This is a genomic window from Vibrio superstes (assembly GCF_003569005.1).
Lineage (GTDB): Bacteria > Pseudomonadota > Gammaproteobacteria > Enterobacterales > Vibrionaceae > Vibrio > Vibrio superstes.
Genome location: NZ_BCUR01000004.1, coordinates 2,652,934 through 2,665,825 on the forward strand (window position 1 = coordinate 2,652,934; position 12,892 = coordinate 2,665,825).

14 protein-coding genes and 1 other RNA gene are annotated in these 12,892 nt (G+C 45.4%); 6 read left to right on the forward strand and 9 right to left on the reverse strand.

The genetic code is table 11. From position 1 onward, the window contains the following. Positions 1-16 precede the first annotated feature (16 nt). The 5 genes from lepA to rpoE all read right to left on the reverse strand — a co-directional run bounded on the left by lepA (position 17) and on the right by rpoE (position 4,591). Complete coding sequence (gene lepA, locus D5I41_RS20015; RefSeq protein WP_119011318.1) at positions 17-1,810, reverse strand: translation elongation factor 4; 1,794 nt, start codon at positions 1,808-1,810, stop codon at positions 17-19. Positions 1,811-1,921: 111 nt separating this feature from the next. Then, positions 1,922-2,416: a SoxR reducing system RseC family protein gene (locus D5I41_RS20020; RefSeq protein WP_119011319.1), complete on the reverse strand. Its 495-nt coding sequence runs from the start codon at positions 2,414-2,416 to the stop codon at positions 1,922-1,924. Between the two features lie 10 nt (positions 2,417-2,426). Next, complete coding sequence (gene rseB, locus D5I41_RS20025; RefSeq protein ID WP_119011320.1) at positions 2,427-3,374, reverse strand: sigma-E factor regulatory protein RseB; 948 nt, start codon at positions 3,372-3,374, stop codon at positions 2,427-2,429. Next, the gene (locus D5I41_RS20030) at positions 3,371-3,988 is read right to left on the reverse strand and encodes an RseA family anti-sigma factor (RefSeq protein ID WP_119011321.1); all 618 of its coding nucleotides are present in this window, start codon (positions 3,986-3,988) and stop codon (positions 3,371-3,373) included. The genes rseB and D5I41_RS20030 overlap by 4 nt, the downstream gene beginning before the upstream one ends. 24 nt (positions 3,989-4,012) lie before the next feature. After that, entirely contained in the window at positions 4,013-4,591 is a 579-nt protein-coding gene (gene rpoE, locus D5I41_RS20035; RefSeq protein WP_017027173.1) for an RNA polymerase sigma factor RpoE, read from the reverse strand. A 386-nt stretch (positions 4,592-4,977) separates the two neighbouring features. Here rpoE and nadB point away from each other — a divergent pair, with 386 nt between their 5' ends. Next, positions 4,978-6,609, forward strand: coding sequence for an L-aspartate oxidase (nadB, locus tag D5I41_RS20040; protein ID WP_119011322.1), 1,632 nt, complete (start codon positions 4,978-4,980; stop codon positions 6,607-6,609). A 79-nt stretch (positions 6,610-6,688) separates the two neighbouring features. On the opposite strand, the gene D5I41_RS20045 is transcribed toward nadB, so the two are convergent. Further along, positions 6,689-6,952 (reverse strand): FAD assembly factor SdhE, encoded by a 264-nt coding sequence (locus D5I41_RS20045; RefSeq protein WP_017027170.1) that lies wholly within the window; start codon positions 6,950-6,952, stop codon positions 6,689-6,691. Positions 6,953-7,142: 190 nt separating this feature from the next. On the opposite strand from D5I41_RS20045, the gene ygfZ reads away from it, so the two are divergent. From ygfZ to D5I41_RS20060, 3 genes are all read left to right on the forward strand, one after another. After that, a complete protein-coding gene (gene ygfZ / locus D5I41_RS20050; RefSeq protein ID WP_119011323.1) occupies positions 7,143-8,081 on the forward strand; it encodes a tRNA-modifying protein YgfZ in 939 nt (312 codons plus the stop codon). Next, positions 8,082-8,561 (forward strand): aminoacyl-tRNA deacylase, encoded by a 480-nt coding sequence (locus D5I41_RS20055; RefSeq protein ID WP_119011324.1) that lies wholly within the window; start codon positions 8,082-8,084, stop codon positions 8,559-8,561. It abuts the gene before it with no gap. Between the two features lie 313 nt (positions 8,562-8,874). Next, on the forward strand, positions 8,875-9,081 hold the full coding sequence (locus D5I41_RS20060) for a DUF1107 domain-containing protein (protein WP_017027167.1): 207 nt from the start codon (positions 8,875-8,877) through the stop codon (positions 9,079-9,081). Positions 9,082-9,131: 50 nt separating this feature from the next. On the opposite strand, the gene D5I41_RS20065 is transcribed toward D5I41_RS20060, so the two are convergent. The 3 genes from D5I41_RS20065 to D5I41_RS20075 are packed head-to-tail and all read right to left on the reverse strand — an operon-like array spanning position 9,132 to position 12,094. Further along, a complete protein-coding gene (locus D5I41_RS20065; RefSeq protein WP_119011325.1) occupies positions 9,132-10,334 on the reverse strand; it encodes an FAD-dependent 2-octaprenylphenol hydroxylase in 1,203 nt (400 codons plus the stop codon). 8 nt (positions 10,335-10,342) lie between these two features. Continuing rightward, a complete protein-coding gene (ubiH, locus tag D5I41_RS20070) occupies positions 10,343-11,500 on the reverse strand; it encodes a 2-octaprenyl-6-methoxyphenyl hydroxylase (protein WP_119011326.1) in 1,158 nt (385 codons plus the stop codon). Positions 11,501-11,527: 27 nt separating this feature from the next. Further along, entirely contained in the window at positions 11,528-12,094 is a 567-nt protein-coding gene (locus tag D5I41_RS20075) for a YecA/YgfB family protein (protein WP_119011327.1), read from the reverse strand. A gap of 289 nt (positions 12,095-12,383) precedes the next feature. On the opposite strand from D5I41_RS20075, the gene zapA reads away from it, so the two are divergent. Further along, positions 12,384-12,674 (forward strand): cell division protein ZapA, encoded by a 291-nt coding sequence (zapA, locus tag D5I41_RS20080; RefSeq protein ID WP_017027163.1) that lies wholly within the window; start codon positions 12,384-12,386, stop codon positions 12,672-12,674. Between the two features lie 32 nt (positions 12,675-12,706). Further along, positions 12,707-12,891: non-coding RNA, 6S RNA (ssrS, locus tag D5I41_RS20085), on the forward strand. The last annotated feature ends 1 nt before the right edge of the window (position 12,892 follow it).

The following is a 12,892-nucleotide window of genomic DNA, read 5'->3' on the forward strand; positions in this document are numbered from 1 at the left end:
CAACCGTTATTAATGGTTAATCTTTGCCTACATGAAGAATCGCTAGGAAGGCCTCTTGCGGAAGCTCAACGTTACCGATTTGCTTCATACGCTTCTTACCTTCTTTCTGCTTCTTCAAAAGCTTTTTCTTACGGCTCACATCACCACCGTAACATTTAGCGATTACATTTTTACGCAACTGCTTAACGGTTGAACGAGCGATAATGTGGTTGCCAATTGCTGCCTGAATAGCAATATCAAACATCTGGCGAGGAATGAATTCTTTCATTTTCTCAACCAACTGACGACCGCGTGTTTGCGAGTTATCTTTATGAGTGATAATAGCCAATGCATCAACTGTATCGCCATTAAGCAATACGTCTACACGCACCATGTTTGATTCTGCGTAGCGATGGAAATTGTAGTCTAGAGACGCGTAGCCACGTGATGTCGATTTTAGGCGGTCAAAGAAGTCTAGTACCACTTCTGCCATTGGCAGGTCGTAGGTAAGAGCAACTTGGTTTCCGTGATAAACCATATCAACCTGAATACCACGCTTCTCAACACAAAGGGTAATAACATTACCTAGGTAGTCTGATGGTACTAGGATATTACAGCGAGCAATAGGCTCACGAATCTCTTCAAGATCATTTACCGCTGGTAACTTCGCTGGACTATCAACGTACAGTAAATCACCATTGGTCTTAACCACTTCGTATACTACCGTTGGTGCTGTAGTAATGAGGTCTAGGTCGTATTCACGCTCTAGACGTTCTTGGATAACTTCCATGTGAAGCATACCCAAGAAACCACAACGGAAGCCAAAGCCTAGTGCTGCAGAACTCTCTGGCTCATAGAACAATGATGCGTCGTTTAGGCTCAATTTACCCAGAGCGTCACGGAAGTTTTCGTAATCATCAGAGGATACAGGGAATAAACCCGCGTAAACCTGCGGTTTCACTTTTTGGAAGCCTGGCAGTGCTTTTTCACAGCCGCCTTTAGCGTGAGTTAGGGTATCGCCTACTGGCGCACCTAGGATGTCTTTAATACCACAAACAACCCAACCTACCTCACCGGTATTCAGTTCTGTTGTATCAAGCTGTTTTGGCGTAAAGATACCGATGCGGTCAATACCCCAAACTTGGCCTGTACTCATTACTTTTATCTTGTCGTTCTTCTTAAGCTTACCGTGTTTTACACGCACTAGAGATACAACGCCAAGATAATTATCAAACCATGAATCAATGATCAGCGCTTGCAAAGGTCCTTCAGGGTCACCTTCTGGCGCAGGAATGGAGCTAACGATGGTCTCAAGAACTTCATCAACACCGACGCCTGTCTTAGCAGAACAGCGAGTTGCTTCCATCGCATCAATACCAACGATCTCTTCGATTTCTTCTGAAACACGCTCAGGATCAGCGGCTGGAAGGTCAATCTTATTCAAGATTGGCACAACCTCTAGATCCATTTCGATTGCGGTATAACAGTTAGCTAGCGTCTGCGCTTCAACGCCTTGACCTGCATCAACCACCAGCAAAGCACCTTCACAGGCCGCTAGAGAGCGAGATACTTCATAGGAAAAATCCACGTGCCCTGGAGTATCGATGAAGTTCAGCTGATAGGTTTCCCCATCATTTGCTTTGTAGTCTAGAGTCACACTCTGAGATTTGATCGTGATGCCACGCTCTCTTTCAAGATCCATAGAATCAAGAACTTGCGCTTCCATTTCGCGATCACTAAGGCCTCCACAAACTTGAATCAGGCGATCTGATAAGGTGGATTTACCATGGTCAATGTGGGCAATAATCGAAAAGTTACGAATGTTCTTCATAGTAAGGTGCGGTTAGACTCATACAAAATTGAAAGGGAAAATGATGGTTTTTTCATCATCATTTTGCTCAGGTTGGCAGATTCTACCCAATTTCAGCGCTTGCCGCTATCTTCATTTTACTTCTAATTGTTGGCCTAGGGTACGAATCAGAGTTACTTGTTGTTCTGCATCATGATTAGATTGTCGGAGTTTGGCTTTCACAGCCATGCCGCTCATCAAGGCAAAACCGGCTCCAAAGATAATACTTACCCATTCTTGGCCATTGAACATGGCCTCAGAAATCTCTGCGCCAATCACAGCGCCAAGGAACAAAAACAATAGAGGAACGAGATAGACTAAGGCTGCAGCAGACAGCAAGGCTTTTTCTGGGAGGCCAATCTCCACGATGTCGCCTTCTGAGACCTGTACAGGTGTTGTTAGCGACCAAGCGTGTTGTTTATTGCCAATGGCTTTGGTGACTTGACCTGTGGCACAACTGGATTTAGAGGCGCAGCTGTTGCAACTGGTCTGCTGCTCACAGGATAAGTCGACTTTAAAAAGTTTAGCTGGTGAATTAGGTGACGCTATCTCCGTCACCCTTGTCACTTGAGCCAGTGCGTTCATCATGATCAGTTACCTAATGAAAAGTCACTGATTGTAATATACGTTGCGCGGTACTAGGAGGAATATCTCCCACTACAATAATTTCATGCTGATTGACCACTGCACTTTGCAGAGTACGCCTACCCTGTCTGACAAGCTGACGCTTCAACGATAAATCATCTTCAGGGGCAACATAGATAGAGAACTGGAACAAACCATCTGAGTAGATCTGGCTCTCTACCATTCGGTCCGAACCAAACAAGGGATGGCTTTGCATCTTCTTGCTTTCAAATCCTCTAGGCATCCAATCGGCACTCCAAGAGATTTCATCAACACTACTGTCTGGCAATGTCACCACATCAGGCAGTGAAGCTTGCTCTAGGCCCTTCATGATTGGGATAAGATGGTCGGTCACAGAGTAAGAAACCGTTCGATACTGTTCTAGGATTTCTCCATCTCTGTCAATCAAATCCGCTCGAAGGGGCAGCGCTGTTTGCTCATCAATCCACACTATATACGAGTATCGTTGTCCGTCTTTAGGCACAACACGCACAACTTGAGTCGGGGCACCTGCTTCACGAGCGCGACCAACCTTAACAAAGTCGTAGTAGGCTTTTAGACGCTCGGTATCGACACTGAGCATAGGCATTAGTGGCGCGACCATTTTATCCGACGCAATCGTGAAAGGGTCGATACCTGGTTCGATATAACTGACTTGGTCGCCTCTACGAATCACTTCTCGCACAGGACCACTCAAATACATGAGTTGAGCAAATCGCGTGTCGTTATCATTGGCTTGGCGATACACCAAAGGCTCAATACTGCTCTTTCGAATCAACACATACGACATCTCATAATTGAGAGTATCGCTCGCGTCGCTCATCTTGTGGAGAAGAGCCTCAGCAGGATTATCTTCTGCTAAGGCTAAAGGAGAGGCTGTTAAGCTGAGCAGCACACAAGCGCTGGCCAGAAATTTCTTCATTTGATTTCCGTTTCTACGTCAGAGCTCGTTTCGCTGTGGTTAAGGCGAAGCTGCAACTCATAGTCTTGCAACACAGTGTTAATACGACGACGTTGCTCTGCAATTTGCTCATCCTGAGGCGAAACCTTGTTCGCATCAGTTTTTGCGCGCACAGAATCACGAGTTAAGCTTACTGGCTCAACACTACCCGCCATAGGGATAGTCTGCAGAACAGGAAGGGTTTCCGCTACCTGTGAAGGCTGTCCATCAACACTACCACCGTACTGTTGAACCCCTAGAATGACCGCAAAGGATACACAAGCAGCAACGGCTACTTGACCAAATTGGGTTAGCCATTGAGGGAGGCCTTTTTTAGCCTTGGTCGGCGCTGGTTGCTCTTCGAGCATTGGCTGAACCTTGCTTGAGTGAGCTGGCTCATCTTCAAGGGCAAGGGCTACTCGGCTGGCGATATCCCAGTTAGGGTTATCTGGAGCGTCCCCTCGCATCACATCACCAATCAGATGGTAGTTCTGCCACGTCTGTTGAGCATCCTTCTCATTTTCCACCTCAGAGATCAGGCTCAAGTCTACCGACTCGCCATCCATCAAAGCTGAGATTTTCTCTTTGTTAGACATTACTTTCACCATTGTGATTATCTTCTAACGCTGAAGAAGCGGTTGCATTTTTTTCTCTACCGCTTCTCGAGCTCTAAATATTCGCGAACGAACTGTGCCCACTGGGCAATCCATAACAGCTGCGATCTCTTCATAACTTAATCCATCAAGTTCTCGCAACGTCATAGCGGTTTTCAGGTCTTCAGGTAGTGCTTCAATAGCATTGAAAACTACCTCCTTCAATTCATTCGACAACGTTAAGTTTTCTGGGTTCGATATTTCTTTTAGCGCATTCCCAGTTTCCAAATATTCGGCGTCCTCAGCGTCTACGTCAGTAGCAGGCGGCCTACGCCCTAGCGCGACAAGATGATTTTTAGCCGTGTTCACCGCAATGCGATATAGCCAAGTATAAAATGCACTTTCACCCCTAAAGTTAGGGATAGCACGATACGCCTTAATAAAGGTCTCCTGCGCCACATCGGCTACATCACTTTGATTATTCACGTATCGAGAAATCAAGTTACACACTTTATTCTGATATTTAACTACCAGAAGATTAAAGGCTTGCTTATCTCCATTTTGAATGCGCTCAATCAGTACTTGATCGGTCAACTGCTCGTTCATTCGAGCTTTTACTCCTATGTTCAGCTCTCATCTTCTCAGATATGAGTTTTTTCAGTGCATAATATATTATTGACAGCACCAATTACTTGAGCACTATTGTGACTCAATCAAAGTACAAAAGTTCATTTTGATTAAGGTTTTTTTAAAACTTAGTCAAAAATGTGATGTACTAGGCGCTTGATAGCCAATTAGAAGCGAACTTCAGTCTAAGGTTAGAACTGTTGATGCAGCGCAATGCTTTGCGCGACAAGTAGTAGTCGAATAGTAGCACCCTAGTACCCGGGTGGGTTAAGAACACGTCAAAAACTATAAAATTAAGCGAGTGTTCGGCTAGGGGTTAATAGTTAGCGTATAGGCTAACAGACAACAAAGGAAACAACGTCTCAATGAATTCAATCTCTCAGCATCAATGTGATGTACTGGTTATAGGTAGCGGTGCAGCTGGGCTATCTTTGGCTCTTCGTGTTGCCAAAAAATCCAAGGTTATCGTTTTAAGTAAAAGTCTAAGCCGTGAAGGCGCTACCTTCTACGCACAAGGCGGCATCGCTGCCGTATTCGATGAAGCGGACACTATAGAGTCTCACGTTGATGACACTTTAATTGCTGGCGCTGGCCTTTGTGAAAAAGACAAAGTTCAGTTTATTGCAGAAAACGCAAAAAAATGTGTTCAATGGCTCATCGATGGCGGTGTTCCATTTGATCAAGAAGAATCCGATGATGACGATGATAAGCCTCGCTATCATTTAACTCGTGAAGGTGGGCACAGTCATAGACGTATTTTGCATGCGGCAGATGCCACGGGTATGGCCATGCAAACCTCTCTTCAAGAGAATGTCCTTAATCACCCAAACATTACTGTGCTAGAGCGACATAACGCCGTCGATTTAATCACTGAAGATAAGATTGGTGGTGATGCACAAAAAGTTGTGGGCGCATATGTGTGGAATCGCGATTCAGAGCATGTAGAGACGATCGCCGCTAAGTTTGTTGTACTGGCAACAGGTGGCGCTTCAAAAGTGTATCAGTACACCAGCAACCCAGATGTGTCATCTGGCGATGGTATTGCCATGGCATGGCGCGCAGGATGCCGTGTTTCCAACCTTGAATTCAATCAGTTCCATCCAACGTGTTTATTCCACCCAGAAGCTCGAAATTTCTTATTGACCGAAGCACTTCGCGGTGAAGGGGCGTACCTTCTAAGACCCGACGGCACGCGCTTTATGCCCGATTTTGATTCTCGCGAGGAGTTGGCACCACGCGATATCGTTGCTCGCGCTATCGACTTTGAAATGAAACGCTTAGGTGCAGATTGCATGTACCTCGATATCAGCCATAAATCCGCTGATTTCATCACCAAGCACTTCCCAACAATACACATGCGCTTGCAAGACCTTGGACTCGATATGACCAAGGAACCCATCCCGATTGTCCCTGCAGCACACTACACCTGTGGCGGCGTAATGGTGACCCCAGAAGGCCAGACAGACGTTAAGCAGCTGTATGCGATTGGTGAGGTAAGCTATACCGGATTGCACGGCGCAAACCGCATGGCGTCGAACTCTTTACTTGAGTGTGTTGTGTATGCATGGTCAGCAGCGAAGAGCATTCTTAAGCAGCTGGACCAAGCTGAAATGCCCGATAACTTGCCATGTTGGGATGAGAGCCAGGTTTGTAACTCTGATGAAGAGGTTATCCTTCAACACAACTGGCATGAGCTAAGACTGTTCATGTGGGATTACATGGGAATAGTTCGCACCGACAAGAGGCTTGAGCGCGCCCTGCGACGTATTCAGCTTTTGCAACAAGAAGTCAACGACTACTACAGTAACTTCCGCGTCTCAAACAACCTACTTGAGTTGCGTAACCTGTTGCAAGTTGCTGATTTGATGGTTCGCTGTGCGATGGAGCGAAAAGAGAGTCGAGGACTGCACTACACCTTGGACTATCCAGAGATGCTAGAAGAAGCGAAACCGACTATCTTGGTGCCTAACCGTTCAGATAAAAGCTACCCAAACTAATCAAAACACTCTTGTTATAGAGTAAAAAGGCGCTCATTGAATGAGCGCCTTTTCTATAAATGCCGGTCGTTCTGCGAGCTTAAGAGCGTACCTTACTCAGGTTATGCGCAACGACTTTATCGATCATCGAAGCTAACGCTAAGTTTTCACTGCGACCATGACCCATCACCCAAGTGAATAGATCGGGATCATCACACTCTAATAGCGCTACAAAATCTTTCTTTTCTTGGTCGGTCAGCCCGTCAAAGCATTCTTCAAAGAAGGGCATAATAACAACGTCCAACTCCAACATACCGCGTCGACACGCCCATTTAATACGTGCTTTTTGCTCTGGTGTGTACATGCGTTACCTCAAAAATAAATCATTCCTTTTGCCCGAGTGTACCAGTCCCGCTAAACCGTAACTATTAGCTTAATCACAGCTTACAGCTTACATCTGATGATTTATCGGCCTTAGGGTTGAAATTGCATCCTTAGACATACACATCAATAGTGATTACCATATACCCAACGACTTAGCTCAAGGAATCACTATGAGTGCAACATCTTCTGTTTCTTTAAACTTGCCTTCACTCGCATGGACTTCACTCTCTGACTGGCAAGCTATCGCCGTAACCGGTGCGGACAGCAAATCTTATCTTCAGGGTCAGGTAACCTGCGATGTCGTCCAATTGGACGCTGAGCATTCTACTCTAGGCGCTCACTGCGATGCTAAAGGGAAAATGTGGAGCCTATTTCGACTGTTTCATCACAATCAAGGCTACGCTTTATGGCAGCACAAATCGGGTATTGAAACCGCCTTACAAGAAATTAAAAAGTACTCGGTTTTTTCAAAGGTAGACCTTGAGCTGTCTTCGCAAATCAGTATTGGTGTACTCGGCGAACAAGCCGACAGCTTTATCGATGCTATTACTGACGGGCAAGGAGATGTGCGTTCTGTCGCTTCTGGCAGCGCGATAAAAATTGATTCGCAGCGCTGGCTATTGCTAATTGATGAAGGTGAACTCGATAATCTAAAGCCACAGTTGCAAAATGCCGAAGAAATCAGCGCTGATGCGTGGGACTATGTTGACGTGCTTAATGGCATCCCTCGAGTGATTCAATCTCAGCAAAACACCCATATTCCTCAGACATTGAACTTGCAAGCTCTCGAAGGAATTAGCTTTGAAAAAGGTTGCTATACAGGTCAAGAAACCGTTGCTAGGGCAAAGTATCGCGGGACAAACAAAAAAGTCATGCGCTTACTGCAAGGCTCTGCAAGCGATAAAGCTGCCTTCACCTTTGAGCGTCAGGTGGGTGAAAACTGGCGTGGTGCGGGTGAAGCGATCGCACAATATCGCAACCAACAAGGTGAGGCTTTGGCTTTGATTGTTCTTAACAAGGATATTGAGTTTGATACTCAATTTAGACTCGTTGGTGACACGACTAACACTTGGTCTTTGGTGGAATTGCCATACGATATCGAACAGTAAATGCTAGAAACTGCAGTCACCCAGTTTTTACAAAGAAATGGAGTGAGGTTCACTATGATGCCTCACTCTACTCCTGCTATCTCCATTGATGATGCAGCCAAACAGCGAGGAATCTCCTCACACATCATGCTAAAAACGGTATTGCTGAGAGATATGGGCGGTAAACTTTTCTTGGCCTGCATACCTGGAGATCAGCAAGTCGACCCTAAAAAGGTTCGCGCACACTTCAACTGCCGGCGCACAACCTGTGTCAATACAGAGGAGGTAGCTCATATCACTGGTTTTAAGCCAGGCACTTTAACTCCACTAATGCTCCCTGAATCAATTACGACTATCTTCGATCACTCTATCCTGCAGCTCGCAGAAGTCACTATTAGCAGTGGTAGTGATATGGCTGGGATCATGCTTCACACAGAGGACGTTCTTAAATTTTGTAAGCCTCAGTTTTCACACATTACAAAAGCAACCAACACCCCATAAACCTGCGCCCCTCCCAGTACATTAACACTTAGTTACATCTATGATCCTATTGGTTAGAACTTTTTCAGCAAATTCACGGTCTATATGAAGGTAAATGCATTTTATAGGTGACAAAGTCAGTACTTAAACCTATAGAAAACTACATGAGCGCAATTTAAATCTGAGCTAAATCGCAAAATCAGTTTAAAACATCAGATTAGATGAGCGTTCTGTTTATTAATCCAGTTGCATCACAATTTCGTAGAAACAAATAACCTATAATCGTTCTCGCCATGGAGGCAGAGAATAAATAAAAATTAGAAAGGGTTCAGAAATGAGACTGTTTAAGCGTTATGTTCCTAGCATGATTGCAAAACACGTAAGTAGACTATTCAAGGGAAGAATTTATATTTACGGCGTCGGTAAGTTTGAGTTTGATAACGGGAAGTTAATCCTTCCTCATCACGCTGAAGAGCGTCACTTCAAAACAGTAAAAGAAGTGAACGTCGAAGTGAAAAGACTGCGAGCTTGCTACATTTAGTTGGCTAAAAATAAAGGAGGCTCTTGCCTCCTTTTTTATTTCAGGTTTTGTTATTTGGCTAGCCTTGGGAGGTCTCCCTTCAACCCTAGAGCATGCTTCATTACTTCATTCTTTACGCCCGGCAATGTCCCAGCAAGGTTCATCCCTACGCCACGCAATAATTTCTTCAACGGATCGCCTCCGTTAAACAACTCTTTAAAGCCCTGCATACTAGAGATCATCTTCACCGCTTCAGTTTTTCTCCAACGCTCAAAATGACGCAAATTGGCGTAATCACCAATATCTTTACCTGTGTTCCAGTACTGTTCGATTTCTTGGGCCAAGGTTGCCGCATCAAGAAGGCCAAGATTGACACCCTGTCCTGCCAATGGGTGAATCGTATGTGCTGCATCACCAATCAGAGCCACTCTGTTCTTAGCGAAGTCTCGTGCATAGCGCATCTTTAAAGGAATAGCTTGTCTTGTAGTTAGATGCTTGACCTGACCCAAACGCATATCAAAATCGACCGCTAATTGCTTGCAGAAGTCTTTCTCTGACAGTGCCATTAACTGCTGAGCTTTATCGGTAGTTTGTGACCAAACGATAGAGCACAGGTTCGGTTCATGAAGAGGTAAGAAGGCTAGTGGGCCAGTTTCGGTAAAGACCTGTCTCGCTATACCATTGTGGGGCTCTTCCATTGTCACATTGGTCACGATGGCAGTGTGGTCATAATCCCACTCAGTCAACGGGAAGTCTTGCTGTTGGCGCACCCATGAGTTCGCTCCATCAGCGGCAACCACAAGTTTGGCCGTCAAGTTCTGGCCATTATCAAGGGTTAACCACGCCTCTCTTTCTCCTACCGCCAAATTGGTACACTTATTCGGTTGCAAGAGAGTGACGTTTGGCAATTGCTTCACTTGTTCAAAAAGGAAGTGCTGGATAATCTGATTCTCTACAATATACCCAAGGTTGTTTTCATGCAGCTCTTTGGCCGAGAAATCAATCTTAGCAAAGGTATCTTTTTCCCACACTTGCATGGCTGAATAGGCGGTGCAGCGATGATGAGCAATACCTTCCCAAGCGCCCAGTCTTGCTAGGATTTTTTCACTGGCACGGCTCAATGCTGATACGCGAGAAGTGGCTAGCGGGGTAATCTCGTTGGGCTCGTTGCTTTCAATAATCGCAATTCGAATATCGGTTTCTTTTAAGGCTAGGGCAAGCGTCAATCCAACCATGCCGCCACCAACAATCACCAAATCTACATTTTTCATCATTCTGTGTTCTACACCAGTCCTAGGCTACGATTTTTAACCGGGCCTTGCATGGAGGGGGCTATATCAAAAATAGCGAGCCCTAGGTTCCGAGCAACTACCATAGGCAGCCATTCATTTGAAAATATTCTGACCAGAGAAGAGGTCATTGTGCAGGTCGCCTCGCGATCTTGTTCACGAAGACACTTAAACTCTGCCAAGCAAGCATACTCACCACAATCAGTGTAGTTAGTGGCGACATCAACCAGTGTTGCTACATCGCGAATACCAAGGTTAAACCCCTGCCCCGCTATGGGGTGAAGCGTCTGAGCGGCATTGCCAATAAAGGCCACTCGGTGATGAGTCAGGCGATCTCTTTTGTGTAACATTAAAGGATAACTGGCAAGGCTTCCCACTTTCTTGAATCGACCTAGGCGCCAGCCAAACTCTTGTTGTAGTTCAGATAAAAATTGCTCTTCATTCCAAGATAAAGCGTGCTGCAACATAGACTCTGTCATGCACCATACCAATGACATACGGTTGTGTGTCATTGGCAATAACGCAACAGGGCCATGAGAAGTAAAGCGTTCGTAGGCTCGATTGTGGTGCGGTTGTTCAAGTTCAATATTTGCAATCAACGCATGCTGCTCGAAATCATCCACAGATTTGGACACATTGATAAGCTCGGCCACTTTGGAGTTTGCACCATCTGCCGCTACGACAAGCTTTGCACTCAGCGTTGTTCCTGAACGAAGAACCGCTTCAACACCCTCTTGATGCTGAATAAGTTGCTCGATTGCATCAGGACAAAAGAGATCAACATTGGGATCAAGCTGTAGTTTTTCTCGATAGACTGCGCCCACATCAGCGAGTTCGACCACAGAACCGAGTAACTCTTTGCCCAACTGCTCTGCATCAAACCCTGTTTGTGCAAAATGACCACGGTCCGATACATCAATAGATTTAATTGCAGTAGCCTTAGGTTGGATAGCCTCCCAAAGCCCATAACGGCGCAATAGTTCGACACTGCCTAGTGAAAGAGCAATGGCTCTGGAGTCAAACCCAGGGTGCTTTGAAGAATCGGCAATCGCCTCTACTACAGCTACTTTTTTATTTGCCATGCGACTCAATGCCAGGGCTAACGTTGCCCCGCTCATCGCACCACCAATAACAACCACATCGTACTGCAAAGCAAACTTCCTTATTGTATCGCGCGATTAATGAACGGTTTTCGATTCAGGCTTTGCTGGCTTTGTGCCGAGCTCAGAATGAACCGTTAATGCACAAATTTTAACATGCTCTAGCACCTGCTCCAGCAGAACCGCTTGTTCCTCTAGATCATCTTCAGGATCAACTTCTAACTTTGCAATCTCTAAAAGGTCTTGAAGTGCCTCTTTGGTTTGCTCACTGGCTTTATTTACCTGTGCATCTATCAAGCCTAACCCTGATACAAAGTGGCTCACCCATTCACTCAATGCCCCTGAATACACAGCAATGTCGCTGTCTACCGGTAATAAAATGCTTAATTCAAAGTTGTCATCAGTCAACTCCTCTCGAGCGACCTTTAAGGTCTGCTCAGCAAGAGCCAAACATGCCATCGGCCAGCCCATACCGTCATTGGTATAGTCAAACAACAGCGCTTGCCATGCATCACTGTCTTTCGCTAATCCACCACTTAACATACCAATAAGTAGGCCATGCATTTCAGCTGGGGTCACGGCAATACCGGCTGTTTTAAGTTCATCAGCAACGGATAGGTAATTAGGTAAAGAGGTTTGGCTCATAAGAGGGTGTCCTAAACGGGAGTAATCTGGCTATCTTATCATTTGGTTAAGACTCGATACAGACGCAAAATTAGACTCAGCTCTCTCATTTTTCGTATCAGTCACATGTAGGTTATACTAAGAATGTCGAGCAATTGAGCAAATTGCTCTGTTTCTAGCTAGTTGAGCACCCTATCTCTCGTACATGAGCGGAAAAGCTTGAATCTTAGTGGGGGTTTTTCTATAGTTTCTTGCCTAAAGGTGCACTGGACGCACAAGGCTTTTTTGGAGCGGTAACGAGTTGTCGAGCATGAGCAATCAAGCAGTTGAAGTCGAAATTTTAGGTAAGATTACTCGCGTTAATTGTCCAACGGGCAAAGAGGGTGCTTTACGACAAGCAGCGCAAAATCTTGATCAACGAATCAAGGATATGGCTGAGAAGACAAAAGTCGCCAATACCGAAAAACTTCTAACTATCGCAGCGCTTAACGTTTGCTACGAATTGCTAGAAAAAGAAATTTCGTCTGAAATTCAGCATGATATCGAGCAACGCTTAGAACTACTCGATGGCAAGCTAGACAAAGCTCTAACGAAAGAGTAACAATACATAGCCAAGTGGATGGCAGAATTAAAATTACCCTGGGGTGTGCGTCAGCTGGATTTATGTCCCTGAGCCGATAAGCAATCCTTAAGGGTTAGTACTTGATGGCTATTGAGCAAGCTCGACTCGTATCGAGAAGCCTACGGTCAACATTGCTGATCCGCCTTGAACCAGCTGGTTCAAGGGCCAAAATCCGCAACGGCACTCTGGGGTCCCTC